This window comes from Paraburkholderia sp. JPY419 (genome assembly GCF_050435705.1).
Lineage (GTDB): Bacteria > Pseudomonadota > Gammaproteobacteria > Burkholderiales > Burkholderiaceae > Paraburkholderia > Paraburkholderia youngii.
Map to the genome: position 1 here is coordinate 2373861 of NZ_JBNDKV010000002.1, position 22772 is coordinate 2396632.

Annotated in this window: 20 protein-coding genes; 18 read left to right on the plus strand and 2 right to left on the minus strand. The window is 64.5% G+C overall.

Annotated elements, in window-relative coordinates; genetic code table 11:
• Positions 1-34: 34 nt before the first annotated feature.
• Positions 35-1231, minus strand: a complete 1197-nt coding sequence (locus QFZ91_RS17040) for a porin (RefSeq protein ID WP_429567878.1) — start codon at positions 1229-1231, stop codon at positions 35-37.
• Positions 1232-1535: 304 nt separating this feature from the next.
• Between QFZ91_RS17040 and coq7 the strand changes: the two genes are divergently transcribed.
• From coq7 to lpxC, 18 genes are all read left to right on the plus strand, one after another.
• Positions 1536-2174, plus strand: coding sequence for a 2-polyprenyl-3-methyl-6-methoxy-1,4-benzoquinone monooxygenase (gene coq7 / locus QFZ91_RS17045; RefSeq protein WP_176380955.1), 639 nt, complete (start codon positions 1536-1538; stop codon positions 2172-2174).
• A 457-nt stretch (positions 2175-2631) separates the two neighbouring features.
• Positions 2632-3060 (plus strand): division/cell wall cluster transcriptional repressor MraZ, encoded by a 429-nt coding sequence (gene mraZ, locus QFZ91_RS17050; RefSeq protein WP_013090620.1) that lies wholly within the window; start codon positions 2632-2634, stop codon positions 3058-3060.
• Positions 3061-3075: 15 nt separating this feature from the next.
• Positions 3076-4029, plus strand: a complete 954-nt coding sequence (gene rsmH / locus QFZ91_RS17055; protein WP_176104975.1) for a 16S rRNA (cytosine(1402)-N(4))-methyltransferase RsmH — start codon at positions 3076-3078, stop codon at positions 4027-4029.
• On the plus strand, positions 4026-4376 hold the full coding sequence (ftsL, locus tag QFZ91_RS17060; protein WP_429567879.1) for a cell division protein FtsL: 351 nt from the start codon (positions 4026-4028) through the stop codon (positions 4374-4376). Before rsmH ends, ftsL begins: the two co-directional genes overlap by 4 nt.
• Positions 4373-6238: a peptidoglycan D,D-transpeptidase FtsI family protein gene (locus QFZ91_RS17065; RefSeq protein ID WP_429567880.1), complete on the plus strand. Its 1866-nt coding sequence runs from the start codon at positions 4373-4375 to the stop codon at positions 6236-6238. The genes ftsL and QFZ91_RS17065 overlap by 4 nt, the downstream gene beginning before the upstream one ends.
• The gene (locus tag QFZ91_RS17070; RefSeq protein ID WP_429567881.1) at positions 6235-7797 is read left to right on the plus strand and encodes a UDP-N-acetylmuramoyl-L-alanyl-D-glutamate--2,6-diaminopimelate ligase; all 1563 of its coding nucleotides are present in this window, start codon (positions 6235-6237) and stop codon (positions 7795-7797) included. The genes QFZ91_RS17065 and QFZ91_RS17070 overlap by 4 nt, the downstream gene beginning before the upstream one ends.
• The gene (locus QFZ91_RS17075) at positions 7794-9206 is read left to right on the plus strand and encodes a UDP-N-acetylmuramoyl-tripeptide--D-alanyl-D-alanine ligase (protein WP_429567882.1); all 1413 of its coding nucleotides are present in this window, start codon (positions 7794-7796) and stop codon (positions 9204-9206) included. The genes QFZ91_RS17070 and QFZ91_RS17075 overlap by 4 nt, the downstream gene beginning before the upstream one ends.
• 15 nt (positions 9207-9221) lie before the next feature.
• The gene (gene mraY, locus QFZ91_RS17080) at positions 9222-10391 is read left to right on the plus strand and encodes a phospho-N-acetylmuramoyl-pentapeptide-transferase (RefSeq protein ID WP_176104980.1); all 1170 of its coding nucleotides are present in this window, start codon (positions 9222-9224) and stop codon (positions 10389-10391) included.
• Positions 10392-10416: 25 nt separating this feature from the next.
• A complete protein-coding gene (gene murD / locus QFZ91_RS17085) occupies positions 10417-11928 on the plus strand; it encodes a UDP-N-acetylmuramoyl-L-alanine--D-glutamate ligase (protein WP_429567883.1) in 1512 nt (503 codons plus the stop codon).
• Positions 11925-13202: a putative lipid II flippase FtsW gene (gene ftsW, locus QFZ91_RS17090; protein WP_176104982.1), complete on the plus strand. Its 1278-nt coding sequence runs from the start codon at positions 11925-11927 to the stop codon at positions 13200-13202. Before murD ends, ftsW begins: the two co-directional genes overlap by 4 nt.
• Positions 13199-14323 carry an undecaprenyldiphospho-muramoylpentapeptide beta-N-acetylglucosaminyltransferase gene (gene murG, locus QFZ91_RS17095; RefSeq protein WP_176380949.1) on the plus strand — a complete coding sequence of 375 codons (1125 nt, stop codon included), beginning with the start codon at positions 13199-13201 and terminating at the stop codon, positions 14321-14323. The genes ftsW and murG overlap by 4 nt, the downstream gene beginning before the upstream one ends.
• Positions 14320-15723 carry a UDP-N-acetylmuramate--L-alanine ligase gene (murC, locus tag QFZ91_RS17100; protein WP_429567884.1) on the plus strand — a complete coding sequence of 468 codons (1404 nt, stop codon included), beginning with the start codon at positions 14320-14322 and terminating at the stop codon, positions 15721-15723. The genes murG and murC overlap by 4 nt, the downstream gene beginning before the upstream one ends.
• 1 nt (position 15724) lies before the next feature.
• Positions 15725-16678, plus strand: coding sequence for a D-alanine--D-alanine ligase (locus QFZ91_RS17105; protein ID WP_429567885.1), 954 nt, complete (start codon positions 15725-15727; stop codon positions 16676-16678).
• Between the two features lie 23 nt (positions 16679-16701).
• Positions 16702-17454, plus strand: coding sequence for a cell division protein FtsQ/DivIB (locus tag QFZ91_RS17110; RefSeq protein WP_429567886.1), 753 nt, complete (start codon positions 16702-16704; stop codon positions 17452-17454).
• A 27-nt stretch (positions 17455-17481) separates the two neighbouring features.
• Entirely contained in the window at positions 17482-18714 is a 1233-nt protein-coding gene (gene ftsA / locus QFZ91_RS17115; RefSeq protein ID WP_008921172.1) for a cell division protein FtsA, read from the plus strand.
• Between the two features lie 116 nt (positions 18715-18830).
• The gene (gene ftsZ / locus QFZ91_RS17120; protein ID WP_013090606.1) at positions 18831-20033 is read left to right on the plus strand and encodes a cell division protein FtsZ; all 1203 of its coding nucleotides are present in this window, start codon (positions 18831-18833) and stop codon (positions 20031-20033) included.
• A gap of 264 nt (positions 20034-20297) precedes the next feature.
• Positions 20298-20801, plus strand: a complete 504-nt coding sequence (locus tag QFZ91_RS17125) for a peroxiredoxin (protein WP_429567887.1) — start codon at positions 20298-20300, stop codon at positions 20799-20801.
• A gap of 287 nt (positions 20802-21088) precedes the next feature.
• Positions 21089-22006, plus strand: a complete 918-nt coding sequence (lpxC, locus tag QFZ91_RS17130) for a UDP-3-O-acyl-N-acetylglucosamine deacetylase (protein WP_176104988.1) — start codon at positions 21089-21091, stop codon at positions 22004-22006.
• Between the two features lie 64 nt (positions 22007-22070).
• On the opposite strand, the gene QFZ91_RS17135 is transcribed toward lpxC, so the two are convergent.
• A complete protein-coding gene (locus QFZ91_RS17135; RefSeq protein ID WP_176104989.1) occupies positions 22071-22553 on the minus strand; it encodes a DciA family protein in 483 nt (160 codons plus the stop codon).
• Positions 22554-22772: the final 219 nt, after the last annotated feature.

Below are 22772 nucleotides of genomic sequence, written 5' to 3' on the forward strand. Positions count from 1 at the left end.
GCGCCTTTGAGGCAAACCGCTTTTTTACGACTTATTAGAACTTGTGGCGGATACCAACACGGGCCGTGAACTGGTTGTTGGTCGACGAACCGGTCAGGCCGTTGATGCCTGCCGTTGCTGCGACCACCTGGCCCGTTGCGTTGACCGTGTCGCCCAGAGCGTGCTGATACACGCCGACCAGGTACACGTCGGTACGCTTGGACAGGAAGTAATCCACGCCCAGTGCGCCCTGGTGGTACTGAGCACGCGATTGGCCTTCGATCTGCGTGCCGCGCGTGTAGTCATACGCTGCGCCGACCAGCAGTGCCGGGGTCAACTGGTACTTGAAGTTGATTTCGCCGTTGTTGAACGTAGCCTTCTGGCCAGTGAACGGCGACGTGAAGGTCTTGCCCAGGTTGCCGAACTGGATGTTCGAATACGTCAGGCCGATGGTTGCCGCGCCGAACGTGTACGCGCCGCCTGCGCCGACGACCTGATACGTGTTAGCCGATGCGAAGCCAGCGTAAATCGGGCTCGTGACTGCGAAGCTAGCCGGAGTAGTACCCACGGCCGGTGTGTTCGTTGCGATCGTGCCGCCGTTGTTGAACAGACCACCCGATGCTGCAGGCGTACGTGCGTTCAGGTAACCAACGCCCAATGCCAGCGGGCCATTGTTATAGCCAGCACCCAACGACCAGATCTGGTTGTGCGTGAAGTCACCAGCGACGCCGCCGAAGCTATACGTGCCGCCGAACGTCAGGCCGTTGTAGTTCGCGCTCGTGTACTTGATCGTGTTGTTGGTGCGATACGCGTTGTTGAAGTTGTCGATATCGCCCGGGTGAGCGGCGATGTAGCCGCCCCACTGATCGCCCGATTCGAACGGACCCACGTAGTCGACGACGGAGTCGTACTGACGACCCAGCGTGACCGTGCCGAAGGTGCTCGACAGACCGACATATGCCTGACGACCGAACATCAGGCCGCCTTGACCGAGCTTGCCGTTGGTCACGTCAAAGCCGTTTTCCAGAACGAACAGCGCCTTCAGACCACCGCCCAGATCTTCCGTGCCACGCAGGCCGAAACGCGAGCCTTGCAGGACGCCGCTGGACATGTCGTACTTGTGAAAGCCACCAGCGTTGGTATTCATGTTGATACCAACGTCAACAATGCCGTACAGGGTCACGCTGCTCTGCGCATGAGCGACGCCTGCGAATGCGCCCAGTGCTGCGAGAGCGAGAAGCGACTTTTTCATCGAATGATCTCCAAGGAATACGAATCTTTTGTTCAAGGCGAAATATTTAGTTAGCGCTGAGGCCTTGCTTGTCCAACTTCGCGAGAAGTTGCCACGTAATGTAACAAAAGGCATACATGGGACAAAGAAAAAGGAGGCGCTGCGGACGGCCGCTGTTTCGTTTACGCAACATGGTCTAAAATCCGAAATTAGCCGCCCATTTCATGCGGATTGATGCCTGTCGGACCGCGGGTTTCGCGTCGCAAGGCCTTGTCGCACGGACCTTCCGGAACGATGCGGCGGTTGTCGAATCAGGGAGCGCTTTATGTTGCTGGACGAGTTGATTGGCGAGTTTGATCGGGGTTTACGATCACTGACGGGGGTGTCGCGGATGAGCCGTCCGCTGCCGCTTCCGCAGGCTTCCGCGGCGACGGCCGAGGCGCCCGAACTCTCGCCCGCGGAGCGCGCGCATGCGGCTGGTTTGATGCGGGTGAACCACGTCGGCGAAGTGTGCGCACAGGCGCTTTACCAGGCGCAGAAACTCGCTACCGACTCGCCTTCATTGCGCGCCATGTTCGATCACGCCGCGTCGGAAGAAGAGGATCATCTGGCGTGGACCGCGAAGCGCCTGGAGGCGCTCGACTCGCGTCCGAGTCTGCTCAATCCGCTGTGGTATACCGGCGCACTCGCGATCGGCCTCGCCGCGGGACGTCTCGGCGATCGCGTGAGTCTCGGCTTCATGGCCGAAACGGAGCGCCAGGTCGAGCAGCATCTCGACAGTCATCTCGATCAGCTGCCGGCCGCGGACCACGAATCGCGCGCGATCGTCGAGCAGATGCGCGCCGATGAAGCGCAGCACGGCAAGGCAGCGATGGACGCGGGCGGCATCGAGTTGCCGTTTCCGGCGCGCGCGGTGATGCGCGCGATGTCGAAGGTGATGACGCGCACCGCCTATTACATATGAGCGTTTCGCCTGCTTTGCTTCGCCGGCCGGAGCACCGCGCGTATCGCGTCGACCATCGCTGAACGCATTATTCGCAAGTGGGACGGCGCCGCGCACGCCGTTCGTCAACCGTCCCCGCAGCGCCGCCTTTTCCCTTTCAGATTCCCTTAACGATCTCTTTCAATCCGCGCTGTTTCCTCGCACTGTTCACGTATCACCTTCACAAGTTGCACTAGCCCATTCATTTATAACGGTTTTCCGTTTTATGCGGGACGTGAAGGAGTCGCGCTAAGTCCTTGTTCTAACAAACAAAATCCGGCCGAAAAGCCGGCCGCTCCCTTGACCCGTGTTTAGCGTTCCTCTAAAGTGGGAGACAGTGTGAGAAAGTGTATTTTTGTGTGTTCTCGGCATCACTTTCAGGTAGATTTTCACGGACCGGGCGGGCGGCGCAAACAGCACCGCGATAGGGGAGAGCGAAGTGTTCCAAGGGGCGTCGGCGCTGACGCTCGATGCGAAAGGGCGGATGTCGATTCCCTCTCGTTATCGGGATGCGCTGCAAACACAGGCAGAGGGCCGGGTGACGATCACCAAGCATCCGGACGGCTGCCTGTTGCTCTTTCCGCGCCCCGAATGGGAAATCTTCCGTGACAAAGTGGACAAGCTGCCCATGAACGCAGCCTGGTGGAAACGCATTTTTCTCGGCAATGCAATGGATGTGGATATGGACGGCGCAGGCCGTGTGCTCGTGTCGCCCGAGTTGCGCGCGGCTGGCTCGCTTGAGAAGGAAGTGACGCTGCTCGGCATGGGCCGTCACTTCGAGCTGTGGGATGCACAGATTTACGCGGCGAAGGAACAGGCGGCGATCGCCGAGGGCATGCCCGACGCGTTGAAAGACTTCACGTTCTGATCGCGGCTTATTTATATGGCTTCTGCGATGAGAAACGAATTGCAGCATCGCACGGTGCTGTTGAACGAAGCGGTCGATGCGCTGGTCACGCGCGCCGACGGCACGTATGTGGACGGCACGTTCGGCCGTGGCGGCCATAGCCGCCTCGTGCTGGAGCGGCTCGGCGAAGCGGGGCGATTGATCGCGTTCGATAAAGATCCGCTCGCGATCGCGACTGCGCAGAAGATCGCCGATCCGCGCTTTGCCATCGTCCACGAGAGTTTTGCTTCACTGCGCGCCGCAATGGCGGAGCGCGGGGTAGGGCGTGTGTCGGGGGTGTTGCTGGATCTGGGCGTGTCGTCGCCGCAAGTCGACGATCCGGAGCGGGGCTTCAGCTTCCGCGCCGACGGCCCGCTCGACATGCGGATGGACCCGACGCGCGGCGAATCCGCGGCTGACTGGCTCGCGCGGGCTACGGTGCAGGAACTGACGGAGGTGATACGAGATTATGGGGAAGAACGGTTTGCTTTTCAGATTGCAAAGGCGCTTGTTGCTCGCCGGGCAGAGTCCGACCGTCTTGGGCCTCTCGTCAGCACGGGCGAGCTTGCCCAAATCGTGGCTAACGTCGTCAAAACCCGTGAGAAGGGCAAGGACCCGGCAACCCGCACCTTTCAGGCTATACGGATTCACGTCAATCAAGAGCTTGCGGAGCTGCAAGTCGTTCTAGAAGCAGCGTTGTCGTTGTTGGAGCAAGGGGGGCGGCTGGTGGTCATCAGCTTTCATTCGCTCGAGGACCGTATCGTCAAGCGATTCATGCAGGCGCACGCAAGTACGCCGGCGGTCGACCGCCGCCTGCCGATCCGCGCGGTCGACCTGCCGAGCCCTCCGCTCAAGATCATCGGCCGCGTCTTTGCGAGCGACGCAGAAGTCGCCGACAACCCGCGCGCCCGTTCTGCGGTGATGCGCGTGGCGGAGCGGATCGCGCCATGAACCGCCTCAATATCTTCCTGCTGATCATCGTGATGGGCTGTGCCTTGTCGGTCGTCAACGCGACCAATCAGCAGCGTCAGATCTTTATCCAGCTGCAGCGCGCGCAGTCGCAGGAGCGTCAGCTGCAGCAGGACTATTCGCAGCTTCAATATCAGCAGAGCGCGCTGTCCAAAACGTCGCGCATCGAGCAACTCGCCACCGCCTCGCTGAAGATGCAGTCGGCCACCACGGGGCGCACGCAGTACCTGACGCTCGCCCCGGGTGCCGCAACGGCGATCGACGCTCCCATTCCGACTTCCGCGCCCGCCTCGGCGCCGGTCGCGCCCCGTCGCGGAGCCACGCGATGAAAAAATCGTCGGCGCACAAGAGCGTTGCGTTTTCGGCCAACCCGATTCTGTCGGTGCGCCTGCCGATGTGGCGCTCGAAGCTCGTCGTGTTCCTGCTGTTCATGGCGTTCGTCGCGCTCGCCGCGCGCGCGTTCTGGATTCAGGGGCCGGGCAACGCGTTCTATCTGAAGCAGGGCGAGATCCGCTATCAGCGCCGCATCGACATGCCGGCCACGCGCGGCAAGATTCTCGACCGCAACGGCCTCGTGCTCGCCACGAGTCTGCCGGTGCGCGCAATCTGGGCGATTCCCGAATCGGTGCCGGACGACCTCGGCGCCGACAAGCTCGACGCACTCGGCAAACTGCTCGGCATGACCGCGAAGGAATTGCGCTCGAAGCTGTCGGAAGACAAGACCTTCGTCTACGTGAAGCGCCAGGTGCCCGTCGACGTCGCCGACAAAGTCGCGGCGCTCGACATCCCCGGCATTTACTCGCGCGCCGAGTACAAGCGCTTCTACCCGGAAGGCGAGATCACCGCTCACCTGATCGGCTTCACCAACGTCGAGGACGAGGGCCAGGAAGGCGTCGAGCTCGGCGACCAGAAGCTGCTCGCGGGCACATCGGGCAGCCGTCGCGTGATCAAGGACCGGATTGGTCACATCATCGAGGACGTCGACGAGCAGGTCGTGCCGCACAACGGCAAGGACGTCGATCTGTCTATCGACAGCAAGATCCAGTACATCGCCTATACGAACCTGAAAGCGGCCGTCGAAAAATTCAAGGCGAAGGCCGGCGCGGCGATGGTGATCGATGTGCGCACCGGCGAAGTGCTCGCGCTCGTCAACTACCCGACGTACAACCCGAACGACCGCTCGCACCTGACGGGCGAACAGCTGCGCAACCGCATCCTGACCGACACCTTCGAGCCGGGCTCGATCATGAAGCCGTTCACGGTGTCGCTCGCGCTCGATCTGCACCGGGTGACGCCGACTACACTGGTAGATACGGGCAACGGTCACTTCGTACTCGACGGCGCGCCGATTACCGACGACAGCGGCTTCGGCGTGCTGACGGTCGGCGGCGTGATCCAGAAGTCGAGCAACATCGGCGCGACGAAGATCGCGATGCAGCTGCGGCCCGAAGAAATGTGGAATATGTATACCAGCATCGGTCTCGGCCAGGCGCCGAAGGTCGGTTTTCCTGGCGCGGCGGCGGGCCGCCTGCGTCCGTGGAAGAGCTGGCGCCGCATCGAGCAGGCGACGATGTCGTACGGGTACGGCCTGTCGGTGTCGCTGTTCCAGCTCGGCCGCGCGTACACCGCGATCGCGCACGACGGCCAGATCATGCCGGTGACGATTTTCCACGCGCCGGGCGACCAGCCGGCCACCGGCCCGCAGATCTTTTCGCCGACCACCGCGCGTGAAGTGCGCGCGATGCTCGAAACCGTCGTGTCGGCGCAAGGTACGTCGCCGGATGCGGCGGTGCCCGGCTATCGCGTCGGTGGCAAGAGCGGTACCGCGTACAAGCACGGGCCGCACGGCTACGACCACTCCAAATATCGCGCGTCGTTCGTCGGCATGGCGCCGATGCCGAATCCGCGCATCGTCGTGGCCGTATCGGTCGACGAGCCGACGACGGGTAGCCACTTTGGCGGCCAGGTGTCGGGCCCGGTGTTCTCGGGCATCGTCGGCGATACGCTGCGCGCGCTGAATGTGCCGCCCGACATGCCCGTCAAGCAGATGGTGGTGTCCGACGATTCGGCGCCGCCCGCGCCCGGCGCCCCGTCCGCGCCGGCCGGGGCGAAGAAGCTGGCGACGAACCCCGGCGTGAAGAAGATGACCATTTCCGCCAACCCGAAAACCCATCCAGGAGTCGAGCGATGAGCGCGCTGCGCGAGCAACATCCAGCGCACCGGCAGATCGCCGACGCCCTCGCCTGGCTGCACGCGCACGTGCAGCCAGGCGCGCAATTGCACGCCGACACGCGCTCGCTCGCGGCCGGCGACGCGTTCTTCGCGTACGCGGTCGATGGCGCGGACAATCGCGCGTTCATCGACGCGGCGATCGAGCGCGGCGCGGCCGCCGTGCTCGTGCAACCCGAAGGCTTCGCCGGCAAGCTCGACGCGTCCGTCGCGCATGCGGTACCGGCATTGAACGAACTCGCCGGCACGATCGCGAGTGCGTGGTATCGCGATCCGAGCGACGCGATGCTCGCGGTCGGCATCACCGGCACGAACGGCAAGACATCTTGCAGCCAATGGGTCGCCGCGGCGCTGTCCGCGCGCGGCACGCGCTGTGCGATCGTCGGCACGCTTGGCACCGGCCTCGTTGGCCAGCTCGTGCACACCGGCTTCACGACGCCCGACGCGCCGCAATTGCAGCGCAGCCTCGCGCAATTGCGTGACGCGGGCGCGCAGGCGGTGGCGATGGAAGTGTCGTCGCATGCGCTGCATCAGGGGCGCGTGAACGGCACCGCTTTCGACATCGCGGTGTTCACGAATCTGACGCAGGACCATCTCGATTATCACGGCACGTTCGAGGCCTATGAAGCCGCCAAGGCGCGCCTGTTCGCATGGCCAGAGCTGCGCGCAGCCGTGATCAATCGCGACGATGCCGCCGGCCGGCGTTTGCTCGCGAGCACGCGTGGTCACGCTCGTACCATCGCTTATGGCATCGAGGGCGAGCACGGCGACGCCGGCGCCACGAATGCGCCAGAAGCGGACGCGTGGCTGACCGCATCGAACGTGCGTGCGACCGCGACCGGCACCGCGTTTCATCTGAGCATGTCGGACTGGGGCAACGCCGACGTCGAAGTGCAAACGCTCGGCCTCTTCAACGTGAGCAATCTGCTCGCGGTGCTCGGCGTGCTGCTCGCCGCCGACGTGCCGTTCGACGCGGCGCTCGCCGAACTCGCCAAGCTGGAACCGGTGAACGGCCGCATGCAGCGTTTGGGCGGCCGACTGCAAAACGACGAGCCGCTCGTCGTGATCGATTACGCGCACACACCCGACGCGCTCGAAAAAACGCTCGAGGCCCTGCGCCCGATCGCGACCGCGCGCGGCGGCGAACTCGTCTGCATGTTCGGCTGCGGCGGCGACCGCGATGCGACCAAGCGTCCGCTGATGGGCGCGATCGCCGAGCGGCTGGCGGACAACGTCGTCGTGACGAGCGACAACCCGCGCAGCGAAGATCCGCTCGCGATCATCGAGCAAATTGCCGCGGGCATGCAGGATGCGTCGCAGGCGCGCCGCGTCGAGGACCGCGCGAGCGCGATCCTGCAGGCGATTCGCGGCGCCGCGCGTGAAGACGTGATCGTGCTGGCCGGCAAGGGGCACGAAGCCACACAGGAAATCATGGGCAAGAAACGCGCTTTCTCCGATCAGGACCACGCCCGCCTCGCGCTCGCCGCGCGGGCCACGCAACCTCGCGGAGGTGGCGAATGACGATGTTCTCGCTACGCGCAGCCGCCGCGCAGATTCCCGGTGCGAGCGTCACCGGCGACGACAGCGTGCGCTTCGAACGCGTGTCGACCGACAGCCGCAGCGCCGGCCCCGGCGATCTGTTCATCGCGATCAAGGGCGATCGATTCGACGCGCACGACTTCCTGCCGCAAGTCGCCGAGCGCAACGTCGCGGCCGTGCTGGTTGCGCGCACGCCGGAGAACTGGAGCGTGCCGGCGATCCGCGTCGCCGATACGCGCGCAGCGCTTGGCGCGCTCGCGCGCGGCTGGCGTCGTCAGTTCGACCTGCCGCTCGTCGCGGTCACGGGCAGCAACGGCAAGACCACGGTCAAGGAAATGATCGCGTCGATCTTCGCGGCCGCGGTCGGCACGGACGCGCGTCTCGCGACCGCCGGCAATTTCAACAACGACATCGGCCTGCCGCTCACGCTGTTCCGTCTGCATGCCGCGCATCGGCTCGCGGTGGTCGAGCTCGGCATGAATCATCCGGGCGAAACCGAACTGCTCGCGAAGCTTGCCGAGCCGACGGTCGCCGTCGTCAACAACGCGCAGCGCGAGCACCAGGAATTCATGGCGACCGTCGAAGCGGTCGCGCTCGAACACGCGAGCGTGATTCACGCGCTGTCGCCCGAAGGCACGGCAGTGTTCCCCGCCGACGACGCATACGCGAGCATCTGGCGCGTCGCCGCCACCGGCAACCGCATCATCGACTTCGCGCTGAACAGCGCGGAGCGCACGACCGAAGCCGCGGTGCAGGGCAACTTCGACGGCAAGCGTTTGAGCATCGACACGCCGCAAGGCCGTCTCGACGTGACGCTGCAGGTGCTCGGCGATCACAACGCGCACAACGCGCTCGCGGCGACCTCGGCCGCGTTGGCCGCGGGTGTGTCGCTCGACGCGATCCAGCGCGGACTCGAATCGTTCGGCGCGGTGAAGGGCCGTCTGCAGGTCAAGCAGGCCGCGCTCGGCTCGCTCGCAGGCGCAACCGTGATCGACGACACCTACAACGCGAATCCCGATTCGATGCGCGCCGCAATCGACGTGCTCGCGTCGCGTGAATCGCCGCGTGTGCTCGTGATGGGCGACATGGGCGAAGTCGGCGACAACGGCCCGGCGTTTCACCGCGAAATCGGCGCGTATGCGAAAGAGCGCGGTATCGACGCGCTGTATGGGATGGGCGACGCCTCGCGCGACGCCTGCACCGCATACGGCGCGGGCGCGCACCACGTCGCCGATGTCGGCGCGCTGATCGCGCAACTGCAGCAGGCCGGTTTCGGCGCTGCCGCAACGCTTCTCGTGAAAGGCTCGCGTTTCATGCAAATGGAGCGCGTGGTGGACGCCGTTACGAGTCCACAACCCAACGCCGCGGGCTCGACGCCCGCCGCACATTAAAAGAAGGATCCAGGCATGCTACTGGCGCTGGCGCAATGGCTGCAGAATGACGCAAGCTTCTTGCGCGTGTTCAGTTATCTGACGTTTCGCGCGGTGATGGCGACCATCACCGCGTTGTTGATCGGGCTCGTCTGCGGCCCGGCGGTCATTCGCAAGCTGACCGCGATGAAGGTCGGCCAGGCCGTTCGCAAGGACGGCCCGCAAACTCATCTCGTCAAATCGGGCACGCCGACGATGGGCGGCGTGCTGATCCTGCTCGGCATCGGCGTGGCCACGCTGCTGTGGGCCGATCTGACCAACCGCTTCATCTGGATCGTGATGCTCGTCACGTTCGGCTTCGGCGTGATCGGCTGGGTCGACGATTACCGCAAGGTCGTCTACAAGGACCCGCGCGGCATGTCATCGCGCGAGAAGTATTTCTGGCAATCGGTGATCGGCCTGTTCGCGGCGGTGTATCTCGCATTCAGCGTGTCGGAGGCGAGCAACGTGCGCGTGTTCGACCTGTTCATGGCGTGGGTGCGCAGTGGCCTGTCGATGGGCCTGCCCGCGCGCGCCGACCTGTTGCTGCCGTTCTTCAAGTCGATAACGTATCCGCTCGGCGTGTGGGGCTTCATCGTGTTGACGTATCTGGTGATCGTCGGCGCGAGCAACGCGGTGAATCTGACCGACGGCCTCGACGGCCTCGTGATCATGCCGGTCGTGCTGGTCGGCGGGTCGCTCGGCGTATTCGCGTACGTGATGGGCAGTTCGGTCTACTCGAAATACCTGCTGTTTCCGCACATTCCCGGCGCGGGCGAATTGCTGATCTTCTGTTCGGCGATGGGTGGCGCGGGGCTTGCGTTCCTGTGGTTCAACACGCACCCGGCGCAAATGTTCATGGGCGACGTCGGCGCGCTCGCACTCGGCGGCGCGCTCGGCACGGTCGCGGTGATCGTGCGCCAGGAAATCGTGCTGTTCATCATGGGCGGCATTTTCGTTGCGGAGACGCTGTCGGTGATGCTGCAGGTCACGTGGTTCAAATACACGAAGCGCCGTTACGGCGAAGGGCGGCGGTTCTTCAAGATGGCGCCGCTGCATCACCATTTCGAATTGTCGGGCTGGAAGGAAACACAGGTGGTCGTGCGGTTCTGGATCATCACGTTGATGTTGTGCCTATTCGGTTTGTCCACTCTCAAATTGCGTTAAGCAGCAGTATTTAAGGAAGCAGGCGATGTTCGGCGAGAAGTTTCGGGATCGGCAAAAGCCGATGGTGCTCGTGCTGGGACTGGGTGAATCCGGTCTCGCGATGGCGCGCTGGTGCGCCAGGCACGGCTGTCGGCTGCGCGTGGCAGATACGCGCGAAGTGCCGCCGAACCTGTCCGCGCTCGAAGCGCATGGTGTCGATGCGGATTTCGTCGGCGGTCCGTTTTCGCCGGTGCTGCTCGAAGGTGTCGAACTGGTCGCGATCAGCCCGGGGCTGTCGCCGCTCGCCGCCGATCTGCTGCCGCTGATCACGGCGGCGCGCGAGCAGGGCATTCCGGTGTGGGGCGAGCTCGAACTGTTCTCGCAGGCGCTGCGCACGCTCGGCGAGTCCGGCTACGTGCCGAAGGTGATCGCGATCACCGGCACGAACGGCAAGACCACGACGACGAGCCTGACCGGCCTGCTGTGCGAACGCGCGGGCAAGAAGGTCGCGGTGGCGGGCAACATCAGCCCGTCGCTGCTCGACAAGCTGTCCGAAGCGATCGATCAGACCGCGCTGCCCGACGTGTGGGTGCTCGAACTGTCGAGCTTCCAGCTGGAGACCTCGCATACCTTTACGCCGGACGCGGCGGTCGTGCTGAACATCACGCAGGATCATCTGGACTGGCACGGCGGACTCGATGCGTACGCGGCCGCGAAGGGCCGCATCTTCGGTACACGAACGGTGCGCGTGCTGAATCGCGACGACGCCCGTGTGATGTCGCTCGCGCCCGCCAGCGGCGAGGCGGAGGTCGTCACGTTCGGCGTGACCGAGCCGAAGAACGACGGTGACTACGGCCTGTTGCGCGAGAACGGCATGGTGTGGCTCGTCGAAGCGCAAGATCGTGATGCGACCGACGAATCCACGCCGAAGCGCCGTCGCAAGAACGAAGCAGCCGCAACGCCCGACATCGCGCTGAAGCGTCTGATGCCCGCCGACGCGCTGCGCATCCGCGGCTTGCACAACGCCGCCAACGCATTAGCCGCGTACGCGCTCGCGCGTGCGATCGGTCTGCCCGGCGCGCCGCTGCTGCACGGCCTGCGCGAATACCGCGGCGAACCGCATCGCGTGGAACTGATCGCGTCGATCGACGGCATCGACTACGTGGACGACAGCAAGGGCACCAACGTCGGCGCGACGGTCGCCGCGCTCGATGGTCTCGCGCAACGCGTCGTGCTGATCGCGGGCGGCGACGGCAAGGGCCAGGAATTCGAGCCGCTCGCCGCGCCGGTGATGCGCTGGTGCCGCGCGGTGATGCTGATCGGCCGTGACGCGCCGCAGATTCGCGCGGCGCTCGAACATTGCGGCGTCGCGATGACCGATCACGCGACGCTCGAGGAAGCGACGCGCGCGGCCACCGCCATCGCGCAGCCCGGCGACGCGGTGCTGTTGTCGCCCGCGTGCGCGAGCTTCGACATGTTCAAGGGATACGCACATCGTGCGGCGGTATTCCGCAGCACGGTCGAAGATATCGCGGCCGAACGGGGGACGATGATATGAGCTGGTCGGAACGTTTCGGCTCGCGCGAAGCCACCGGCGGCAACGGCGCCGCCGCAGGTACGTCTACCCGCACGACCACCCGCACGGGCGGCAGCGGTCTCGCGAGCGCGGTCAACGGCGTGCGGCCGCTGCGCTCGCGCATGCTCGACTACGACCACTCGCTGCTGTGGGTCGTCGTCGCGCTGCTCGGACTCGGCATCGTGATGGTGTACTCGGCGTCGATCGCGATGCCCGATTCGCCGAAGTACGCGTCGTACCGCGACTGGGCGTTCCTCGTGCGCCAGATCGTCTTCGTGCTGATGGGCTCGGCGGTCGGCATCGTATCGTTCCGCATTCCGATTTCGACGTGGGACAAGTACGCGCCGAAGCTCTTCCTGATCTCGCTCGTCGCGCTCGTGATCGTGTTGATCCCGCACGTCGGCAAGGGCGTGAACGGTGCGCGCCGCTGGATTCCGCTCGGCATCACGAACATGCAGCCGTCGGAAATCATGAAGCTCGCGGTGACGATCTACGCGGCGAACTACACGGTACGCAAGCAGGAATACATGCACAGCTTCGCCAAGGGGTTTCTGCCGATGGCGGTCGCGGTCGGCCTGGTCGGCGCGCTGCTGCTGCTCGAGCCGGACATGGGCGCGTTCATGGTGATCGCGGCGATCGCAATGGGCGTGCTGTTCCTCGGCGGCGTGAACGGCAAGCTGTTCGGCGGTCTCGTCGCGACCGCGGTGGGCACGTTCACATTGCTGGTGTGGGCGTCGCCTTGGCGTCGTGAGCGGATCTTCGCGTACCTCGATCCGTGGGACGATCGCTACGCGCAGGGCAAGGCGTATCAGCTGACGCACTCGCTGATCGCGTTCGGGCGTGGCGAGTGGTTTGGCGTCGGTCTCGGCGGCAGCGTCGAGAAGCTCAACTATCTGCCCGAAGCGCATACCGACTTCATTCTCGCGGTGATCGGCGAGGAACTGGGTTTCGTCGGCGTGCTCGTCGTGATCCTGATGTTCTACTGGATCGTGCGCCGCTCGTTCGAGATCGGCCGCCAGGCGCTCGCGCTCGATCGCACGTTCGCGGGTCTGGTCGCGAAGGGCGTCGGCATCTGGTTCGGCGCGCAGACCTTCATCAACATGGGTGTGAACCTCGGTCTTTTGCCGACCAAAGGCCTCACGTTGCCGCTCGTCAGCTACGGCGGGTCGGGCATCTTGCTGAACTGTGTCGCGATCGCCGTGCTGATGCGAGTGGATTACGAGAATCGTGTGTTGATGCGCGGGGGCAAGGTATGACGGCTCTGCCACAACGCACGCTGATGGTGATGGCCGGCGGCACCGGGGGACACGTGTTCCCGGGGCTCGCGGTCGCGCATCTGATGCAGGCATGGGGCTGGAAAGTCGTATGGCTCGGCAACCCCGCGGGCATGGAAGCGACGCTGGTACCGAAGCACGGCATTCCGATGGAGTACGTGCGCTTCGGCGGCGTGCGGGGCAAGGGGCTGAAGACCAAGCTGATGCTGCCGGTCAACCTGCTGCGCGCGTGCACGCAGAGCCTGAGTGTGCTGCGTCGCGTGAAGCCCGACGTCGTGCTCGGCATGGGCGGCTACATCACGTTCCCGGCCGGGCTGATGACCGCGCTGAGCGGGTGCCCGCTCGTGCTGCACGAACAGAATTCGATCGCCGGTCTCGCGAACAAGGTGCTCGCGAAGCTCGCGAAACGCGTTCTGGTCGCGTTTCCGAATGCACTGCCGCACGGCGAATGGACCGGCAATCCGATTCGTGAGGAACTTGCGCGCGCGAATGCACCCAAAGCACGCTACGCGCAGCGTAACGGTCCGTTGAACGTGCTCGTCGTGGGTGGCAGTCTCGGCGCCGCCGCGTTGAACGAAGTCGTGCCGCGTGCGGTCGCGCTGTTAGCGCCCAATGAAAGACCGCGCATCGTTCATCAGGCGGGCGCGAAGCATATCGACGCGCTGCGCGAGAACTATGCGGCCGCAGGCTTGCAGGCAGGCGCGGACGTGTCGCTCGTGCCGTTCATCGACGACATGACGAGCGCCTATGCGCAGGCCGATCTGGTGATCTGCCGCTCGGGCGCGATGACGGTATCGGAGATATCGGCGGTCGGCGTCGCGGCGCTGTTCGTGCCGTTCCCGTACGCGGTCGACGATCACCAGACCACTAATGCAGCGTTTCTCGCCGACAACGGCGCGGCGCTGGTCGTGCAACAACGCGACCTGTCGGCGGAAAAGCTCGCCGACTGGTTGCGCAGCCAGACGCGGGAAAGTCTCGCGGAAATGGCGGAGCGTTCGCGCTCGCTCGCGAAACCGGATGCCACCGAACAGGTCGCGCAGATCTGCGCGACGGTGGCGGGCGCGGCTTCGATGGCGGGCGTGAGCCCAGAAGGAAAGCAATGAAACACATCGTCAAACACATTCATTTCGTCGGCATCGGCGGCGTCGGCATGAGCGGCATCGCCGAAGTGCTCGTCAATCTCGGCTATCAGGTGAGCGGCTCGGACCTGTCGGGCAACGCGGTCACCGAGCGCCTCGCCGGGCTCGGCGCGCGCATTTCGATCGGGCACGCGGCGGAGAACATCGAAGGCGCGAACGCGGTGGTGGTGTCGACCGCGGTGCGCAGCGACAACCCGGAAGTGCTGGCCGCCCGTCATCGCCGCATTCCGATCGTGCCGCGCGCGGTGATGCTCGCGGAACTGATGCGACTGAAGCAGGGTATCGCAATCGCCGGCACGCACGGCAAGACCACGACCACGTCGCTGGTCGCGAGCGTGCTCGCCGCGGGCGGGCTCGATCCGACCTTCGTGATCGGCGGCCGGCTGATCAGTGCGGGCGCGAATGCGCGTCTGGGCACCGGCGACTTCATCGTCGCCGAGGCGGACGAATCGGACGCGTCGTTCCTGAACCTGTTCCCGGTGATCGAAGTCATCACGAACATCGACGCCGATCATATGGATACCTATGGTCACGACTTCGCGCGTCTGAAGCAGGCGTTCATCGAATTCACGCACCGTCTGCCGTTCTATGGCATCGCGGTGCTGTGCGTCGACGATCCGAACGTGAAGGAGATCCTGCCGTTCGTGTCGAAGCCGATCATCCGCTACGGTTTGGCGGCCGATGCGCAGGTGCGCGCGGTCAACGTCGAAGCGCGCGAAGGCCGCATGCATTTCACCGTGATGCGCGAAGACGCGGCGCCGCTCGACGTCACGTTGAACCTGCCGGGCGAGCACAACGTGCAGAACGCGTTGGCCGCAATTGCAATTGCGACTGAACTTGAAGTGAAAGATGCCGATATCCAGCGAGCGCTCGCGGATTTCAACGGCGTCGGTCGACGCTTCCAGCGTTACGGCGAAGTACCGGTCGTCAGTGACGGTGAGGCCGCGGGCTCCTACACGCTGGTGGACGACTACGGTCACCACCCGGTCGAAATGGCCGCCACGGTGGCGGCGGCGCGCGGCGCATTTCCGGGCCGGCGCCTGGTGCTGGCGTTCCAGCCGCACCGCTTCACGCGCACGCGTGATTGCTTCGAGGATTTCGTGAAAGTGCTGTCGACCGTCGACGCGCTCGTGCTGACCGAAGTCTATGCGGCCGGCGAAGCGCCGATCGTCGCCGCGGACGGCCGCGCATTGGCGCGCGCGCTGCGTGTCGCGGGCAAGGTGGAGCCGGTGTTCGTCGATACGGTCGATGAAGTGCCGGACGCGCTCTCTACGGTGGTGCGCGACGGTGATGTGGTGATTACGATGGGCGCGGGTTCAATCGGCGGTGTGCCGGGTCGCCTCGCTCAGGAACTGAAGGTGTGAGATGAGCAGTATTAATCAGGATCAACTCGCCAAACAATTCGGCAAGGTGGCCGTGCTGCTCGGTGGTAATTCCGCCGAGCGGGAAGTGTCGCTCAATTCCGGACGCCTCGTGTTGCAAGGTCTGCGCGACGCCGGCGTCGACGCGCATCCGTTCGATCCGGCCGAGCGTCCGTTGTCGGCATTGAAGGAAGAGGGCTTCGTGCGCGCGTTCAACGCGCTGCATGGCGGCTACGGCGAAAACGGGCAGATCCAGGGCGCGCTCGATTTTTACGGCATCCGCTACACCGGTAGCGGCGTGCTCGGCTCCGCGCTCGGTCTCGACAAGTTCCGCACCAAGCTCGTGTGGCAGCAACTCGGCATTCCGACGCCGCCGTTCGAAGCGGTGCTGCGCGGTGACGACTACGAGGCGCGTGCGCAAGAGATCGTCGCGAAGCTCGGTCTGCCGCTGTTCGTGAAGCCGGCGAGCGAAGGTTCGAGCGTCGCCGTGATCAAGGTGAAGAGCGCGGACGCGTTGCCGGCCGCGTTGATCGAAGCGGCGAAGCACGACCGCATCGTCGTGGTCGAGAAGAGCATCGAAGGCGGCGGCGAATACACCGCGTGCATCGCCGGTAATCTGGACCTGCCGGTGATCCGCATCGTGCCGGCCGGCGAGTTCTACGACTATCACGCGAAGTACATCGCCAACGATACGCAGTACCTGATCCCGTGCGGTCTCGGCGCCGAGGAAGAGGCGCGCCTCAAGGTGCTCGCACGCCGTGCGTTCGACGTGCTCGGCTGCACCGACTGGGGCCGCGCGGACTTCATGCTCGATGGCGAAGGCAAGCCGTACTTCCTCGAAGTGAACACGGCGCCTGGCATGACCGATCACTCGCTGCCGCCCAAAGCGGCGCGCGCGGTCGGCATCAGCTATCAGGAACTGGTGGTCGGCGTGTTGGCGCTGACCTTGAAGGATTAACCGAGGCAACCGCAAGCAACACCATGTGGAACAACGTTCGCCAGCTCAATCTCGCCACCAACGCGCTGCACGCGGTGCTGGTGCTCGTGCTGCTGGCGGCGGGCGGTTACTGGCTGATCCAGCGCCCGAATTTCGCGCTGCGCGAAATCCAGATCGACGGCGACACCGAGCACATCAATTCGCCGACGGTGCGCGCCGGCGTGGTGGGGCGCCTGAAGGGCAACTACTTCACGGTCGATCTCGACGCGGCGCGGCAGGCGTTCGAACAGATGCCGTGGGTGCGTCACGCGAGCGTGCGGCGCGTGTGGCCGAATGCACTGGCTGTCACGCTCGAGGAGTACAAGCCGCTAGGGACGTGGGGCAGCGATCAGCTGGTGAGCGAGGACGGCGAGCTGTTCACCGCGAACCAGGGCGAGCTCGACGAAGAACTGCCCGCGTTCGACGGCCCGGACGGTACGGCGAAGGAAGTCGTCGCGCGGTATCACGACTTTCAGAAGTGGTTCGCGGCAATCAACGCGACGCCCGAGGGAGTAACGCTGTCGCCGCGCTATGCGTGGACGGTGAAGCTGTCGAACGGCACGCAGGTGGAGCTGGGCCGCGAGCGCAATCAGGACACGCTGGCCGATCGCAGCAAACGCCTGACCGCGGCATGGGGCGCGGTGACGCAACGTTGGGGAAAGGATATCGAGAATGCGGACTTGCGCTATCCGAACGGTTTCGCGATTCGTGCCGCTGGCATGCGCTTCATCAGCGAACCCGACAAGGGCAAGAAGTAAACGGACATCACACGCACTGAGCACGCTATGAGTAAAGACTATAAGGATCTGCTGGTCGCCCTCGACATCGGGACGTCGAAGGTAGTGGCCATCGTCGCCGAGTTGAAGGGCGAGGGTCACTACGAGGTGATCGGTCTCGGCCAGAGCGAATCGAAGGGGCTCAAGAAGGGCGTGGTGGTGAATATCGAAGCCACCGTGCAGTCGATTCAGCGCGCGCTCGAGGAAGCCGAGCTGATGGCCGACTGCAAGATCACGAACGTGTTCACCGGGATCGCCGGCAGCCATATCCGCAGCTTCAATTCGAGCGGCATGGTCGCGATCAAGGAGAAGGAAGTCACGCAGGCCGACGTCGCGCGCGTGATCGAAACGGCCAAGGCGATCAACATCCCGACCGATCAGCAGGTGCTGCATATCCTCACGCAGGAATTCATCATCGACGGTCAGGAAGATGTGCGCGAGCCGATCGGCATGAGCGGCATCCGCCTCGAAGTGAAGGTGCATATCGTCACCGGCGCGGTCAGCGCGGCGCAGAACATCGTCAAGTGCGTGCGCCGCTGCGGCCTCGAAGTGAACGACCTGATCCTGCAGCCGCTCGCGTCGTCGCTCGCGGTGCTGACGGAAGACGAAAAGGAACTGGGCGTGGTGCTGGTCGACATCGGCGGCGGCACGACGGACATCGCGATCTTCAGCGAAGGCGCGATTCGCCACACCGCCGTGATTCCGATCGCCGGCGATCAGATCACCAGCGACATCGCGATGGCGCTGCGCACGCCGACGCCGGATGCCGAAGACATCAAGGTCGATTACGGCATCGCCAAGCAGGCGCTCGCCGATCCGGACGAGATGATCGAAGTGCCGGGTCTCGGCGAGCGCGGTCCGCGCACGCTGTCGCGCCAGGCGCTGGCGGCCGTGATCGAGCCGCGCGTCGAAGAACTGTTTTCGCTCGTGCAGCAGGTGGTGCGCGAGTCGGGTTACGAAGAACTGCTGAGCTCAGGCGTCGTATTGACGGGCGGCGCGTCGATGATGATCGGCATGGTCGAGCTCGGTGAGGACATTTTCCTGAAGCCGGTGCGCATTGGCGTGCCGGAGTACGCGGGGGGTCTCGCCGACGTCGTGCGCAATCCGCGCTATTCGACGGCGATGGGCCTGCTCGTCGAAGGGCGCTCGCAGCGTATGCGCGGGCGCAAGGTCGCGGTGCAGTCGGGGTCGATGGGACAGGTGTTCTCGCGCATGAAGGACTGGTTCCTCGGCAACTTCTGAGCAAGGGTTTCGAGAAATTCGCGCTGGTGCCGGCGGCCGGTGCGCGACAGGAGGTTGCCCGATCTCCTGCCGGATAACGCCGAGTGGCAGTAACTTTTTATCTTGACGGAGGCAACATGGAATTCCAGATGCTGGAAACCGAAACGAGCGGCACCATCATCAAGGTCGTCGGAGTCGGTGGCGCTGGCGGCAATGCCGTTCAGCACATGATCAACAAAGGCGTGCAAGGCGTCGACTTCATCGTGATGAACACGGACGCGCAGGCTCTGTCGCGCTCGCGCGCCACCGCGGTGATCCAGCTCGGCAACACGGGGCTGGGCGCAGGAGCCAAGCCGGAAATGGGCCGCGCGGCCGCTGAAGAAGCACGCGAGCGTATCGCCGACGCACTGCGCGGCGCGCACATGGTGTTCATCACCGCCGGCATGGGTGGCGGCACGGGCACGGGCGCGGCACCGGTCGTCGCGCAGATCGCGAAGGAAATGGGTATTCTGACCGTCGGCGTCGTCAGCAAGCCGTTCGAATTCGAAGGCGGCAAGCGCATGCGCGTGGCGGAAGCCGGCTCGCAGCAACTGGAGGATCACGTCGACTCGCTGATCGTCGTGCTGAACGACAAGCTGTTCGAGGTGATGGGCGACGACGCCGAGATGGACAAGTGCTTCCAGTGCGCTGACGACGTTCTGAACAACGCGGTTGCAGGCATTGCGGAAATCATCAACGTCGACGGTCTCGTGAACGTCGACTTCGAAGACGTGAAGACCGTGATGGGCGAGCAGGGCAAGGCGATGATGGGCACGGCGACGGTCGCCGGCGTCGATCGCGCGCGTCTCGCGGCCGAACAGGCCGTCGCGAGCCCGCTGCTGGAAGGCGTCGATCTGTCGGGCGCGCGTGGCGTGCTGGTCAACATCACGTCGAGCCGTTCGCTGCGTCTGTCGGAAACGCGCGAAGTGATGAACACGATCAAGAGCTATGCCGCGGAAGATGCCACGGTGATCTTCGGCGCCGTGTACGACGATGCGATGGGCGACGCGCTGCGCGTGACGGTCGTGGCAACGGGTCTCGGCCGTGCGGCGAAGAAGCAGCAATCGGCACCGATGACGCTGCTGCGCACCGGCACCGACAACCAGCCGGTCGGCGCGATGGCGCACGCAGCGTACGCACCGGCGGCAGGCCATGCGAGCACGGCCGACTACGGCGCGCTCGACACGCCGGCGGTTTGGCGCACGTCGCGCGACACGGCGGCCTCGCACGTGCAGGCGCTGCAGGAAAAGGGCGTCGATACGTACGACATTCCGGCATTCCTGCGCAAGCAGGCGGACTGAGCGGACGGGCAGGCTTCGTTGCCGCGCTGCGAGTCGCATCGCAGGTGCAGCGCTGGCGGACGAATGCACGAGCGTGGCGGGTGAACGGCAAGCAGGTCGCGTATCGTCTGGTTCGCGGCGGGGGCAACTGCCCTCTGCGGATTCGCGAAGCGGACGGAGTGACTGTCGCCGCACGGTGTGGCTTATAGTTGAAAGGGCCGAACCGATATTCACTGCGACACGATGACGTGCGAGCGTGCTTCGCATCGATGCAAAGGACCGAGCATGATCAAGGAAGGTGAAAAGCTGCCCGACGCGACGCTCTTCGAGTATGTCGAAGACGACGGGGCGGGCTGCACGATCGGACCGAACAGTTTCGACGTGCGCGAGCAGACAGCGGGCAAACGCGTGGTGATCTTCGGATTGCCCGGCGCGTTCACGCCGACCTGTTCGGCCAAACATGTACCGGGCTATGTCGAGCAGGCCGAGCAGTTGCGCGCTGCCGGCATCGACGAAATCTGGTGCGTGTCCGTCAACGACGCGTTCGTGATGGGCGCGTGGGGACGAGATCAGCACACCTCGGGCAAGGTGCGCATGATGGCGGACGGTAGTGCGGCTTTTACACGGGCGCTTGGTCTGGAGCAGGATCTGTCGGCGCGCGGCATGGGAATCCGTTCCCAGCGCTACGCGATGGTGGTCGACGATGGCGTGGTCAAGACGCTGAACGTCGAAGCTGCCGGCAAATTCGAAGTCAGCGATGCAGCGAGTATTCTCGCCACGTTGAGCTAGTTGCTGATGTCGCACCTTCGCCGCGGCCCGCGTGCTCATGTCGCGTGGCGCGACGGCAACGGTGATTACGACGCTTTTGTGACAGGCCGTTACGCGGGCCGATGACCGGAAACGCCTCCGTTCCGGGGCATCGGCCCGTCACGCTTTCCGTCGCTAAGCCCAATGGGTAATGCAGCGAAACAGATTGTCACGTTCCCCGCAAAGACGCTGGTCTGGGGATTGGAGTATAATTGCGCCTATGGAATAAAAAATCCTGATTAGGATTTTCAATCGAATAGAAGACCACCATGTTGAAGCAGCGCACAATCAAATCGATCGTCAAGACAGTCGGCATCGGGTTGCACTCCGGCCGTAAAGTCAATCTGACGCTCCGTCCGGCGGGGCCGGACACTGGCATCGTGTTTTCGCGCGTGGATTTGCCCACGCCGGTGGACATTCCTGCGTCGGCGATGGCGATTGGCGATACGCGTCTGGCTTCCGTGTTGCAGAAAGACGGCGCGCGCGTGTCGACCATCGAGCATCTGATGTCCGCCTGCGCCGGTCTTGGCATCGACAACCTTTACGTCGACGTCACCGCCGAAGAAATCCCGATCATGGACGGCAGCGCGGGTTCGTTCGTGTTCCTGATCCAGTCTGCGGGTATCGAAGAGCAGAACGCGCCGAAGAAATTCATCAAGGTCACGAAGCCGGTCGAAATCCGCGACGGCGACAAGTTCGCGCGCCTCGATCCGTATTTCGGCTTCAAGCTCAAGTTCACGATCGACTTCCGTCACCCCGCCGTCGACAAAACCGGTCAGGCGCTGGAAGTGGATTTCGCCAACACGTCGTACGTGCGCGAAATCGCGCGCGCCCGCACGTTCGGCTTCGCGCATGAAGTGGAAATGATGCGTGAACTCGGCCTCGCCCGCGGCGGCAGCATGGACAACGCGATCGTGCTCGACGAGTACCGCATCCTGAACAACGACGGTCTGCGTTACGACGACGAGTTCGTCAAGCACAAGATGCTCGACGCGATCGGCGACCTGTACGTGGTCGGCCACCCGCTGCTCGCGTCGTACACCGCGTACAAGTCGGGCCACGGCCTGAACAACGCGCTGCTGCGTGAGCTGCTCGCGCACGAAGACTCGTACGAAATCGTCACCTTCGAAGACACGCAGAAAGCCCCGCGCGGCTTCGCGTACGAAACGCAGACGGCGTTCGCATAAAGCCAGCGTGACAGGCAGGCAAATGAAAAACGGCCCCTTGGGGCCGTTTTTTTTCGTTCAGCGTTCAGCGATTGCGCCGATGCCGCGCGGCCATGCGCGCAAGCGCTTCCTGCAATGGCGACGGCTCGAGCGATTCGCTCAACGCCTGCAGCGCGGCGGCGCCGGCCGGCGTCATGCGCGCCTGCTTGACGGGCGGCGGTTCTTTCAGCGGCTGCGGCCGCACGCGAATTTTCAGCGACTGCACGGGCCAGCCGCGCTGCTGCAAATCCACCAGCAGCCGCGGCTCCAGATGCCGCAGACGCGCCGCAAGCGCGTTGTGCGCGGCGAATAGGGCCAGCACGCCCTCCTTGATGAAGCCGGGCTCGACACTCGTCGCCAGATAATCGGGCAAAAGCTCGCGCAGGTCCTTCTCGAGCGCGGCGATCTGCTCGACGCCCGCGCGCAGCGCCGCGAACGCGTCCGTGCGGCCGAGAACCTCGGCGAGCGGTTGCGGGCGGCGCAGATCGAACTGCTTCGGCGGCCTTGAAAAGGACGAAAAACGGCTCATGTTTGGCATTGACACGTGAGCTCGCCCCATGCGCGCTCACGCCGCGATTGTACCGCGCGGGCAGCTTGCGATGCCGGTCAGCGCCGCGCCGAAGGTTGCCCGACAGGGCCGGCCAGAGCCGGTGCCGTCACGGCTCCGACACGAGCGCAGCTGGAGGCGCGTGCTAAAATGCCCGATTCGAATTCACTCTTGGACTAAGCCGCCGAGGACTTTCCGACC

Coding starts and splice junctions, on each gene's coding strand:
- QFZ91_RS17070 (WP_429567881.1), top strand. CDS start 6,235: ATGAGCGCGCTGCGCGAGCAACATCCAGCGCACCGGCAGATCGCCGAC.
- mraY (WP_176104980.1), top strand. CDS start 9,222: ATGCTACTGGCGCTGGCGCAATGGCTGCAGAATGACGCAAGCTTCTTG.
- ftsZ (WP_013090606.1), top strand. CDS start 18,831: ATGGAATTCCAGATGCTGGAAACCGAAACGAGCGGCACCATCATCAAG.
- QFZ91_RS17105 (WP_429567885.1), top strand. CDS start 15,725: ATGAGCAGTATTAATCAGGATCAACTCGCCAAACAATTCGGCAAGGTG.
- QFZ91_RS17125 (WP_429567887.1), top strand. CDS start 20,298: ATGATCAAGGAAGGTGAAAAGCTGCCCGACGCGACGCTCTTCGAGTAT.
- lpxC (WP_176104988.1), top strand. CDS start 21,089: ATGTTGAAGCAGCGCACAATCAAATCGATCGTCAAGACAGTCGGCATC.
- murD (WP_429567883.1), top strand. CDS start 10,417: ATGTTCGGCGAGAAGTTTCGGGATCGGCAAAAGCCGATGGTGCTCGTG.
- QFZ91_RS17135 (WP_176104989.1), bottom strand. CDS start 22,553: ATGAGCCGTTTTTCGTCCTTTTCAAGGCCGCCGAAGCAGTTCGATCTG.
- QFZ91_RS17040 (WP_429567878.1), bottom strand. CDS start 1,231: ATGAAAAAGTCGCTTCTCGCTCTCGCAGCACTGGGCGCATTCGCAGGC.
- coq7 (WP_176380955.1), top strand. CDS start 1,536: ATGTTGCTGGACGAGTTGATTGGCGAGTTTGATCGGGGTTTACGATCA.
- QFZ91_RS17110 (WP_429567886.1), top strand. CDS start 16,702: ATGTGGAACAACGTTCGCCAGCTCAATCTCGCCACCAACGCGCTGCAC.
- ftsL (WP_429567879.1), top strand. CDS start 4,026: ATGAACCGCCTCAATATCTTCCTGCTGATCATCGTGATGGGCTGTGCC.
- murG (WP_176380949.1), top strand. CDS start 13,199: ATGACGGCTCTGCCACAACGCACGCTGATGGTGATGGCCGGCGGCACC.
- QFZ91_RS17075 (WP_429567882.1), top strand. CDS start 7,794: ATGACGATGTTCTCGCTACGCGCAGCCGCCGCGCAGATTCCCGGTGCG.
- rsmH (WP_176104975.1), top strand. CDS start 3,076: ATGGCTTCTGCGATGAGAAACGAATTGCAGCATCGCACGGTGCTGTTG.
- murC (WP_429567884.1), top strand. CDS start 14,320: ATGAAACACATCGTCAAACACATTCATTTCGTCGGCATCGGCGGCGTC.
- ftsA (WP_008921172.1), top strand. CDS start 17,482: ATGAGTAAAGACTATAAGGATCTGCTGGTCGCCCTCGACATCGGGACG.
- QFZ91_RS17065 (WP_429567880.1), top strand. CDS start 4,373: ATGAAAAAATCGTCGGCGCACAAGAGCGTTGCGTTTTCGGCCAACCCG.
- ftsW (WP_176104982.1), top strand. CDS start 11,925: ATGAGCTGGTCGGAACGTTTCGGCTCGCGCGAAGCCACCGGCGGCAAC.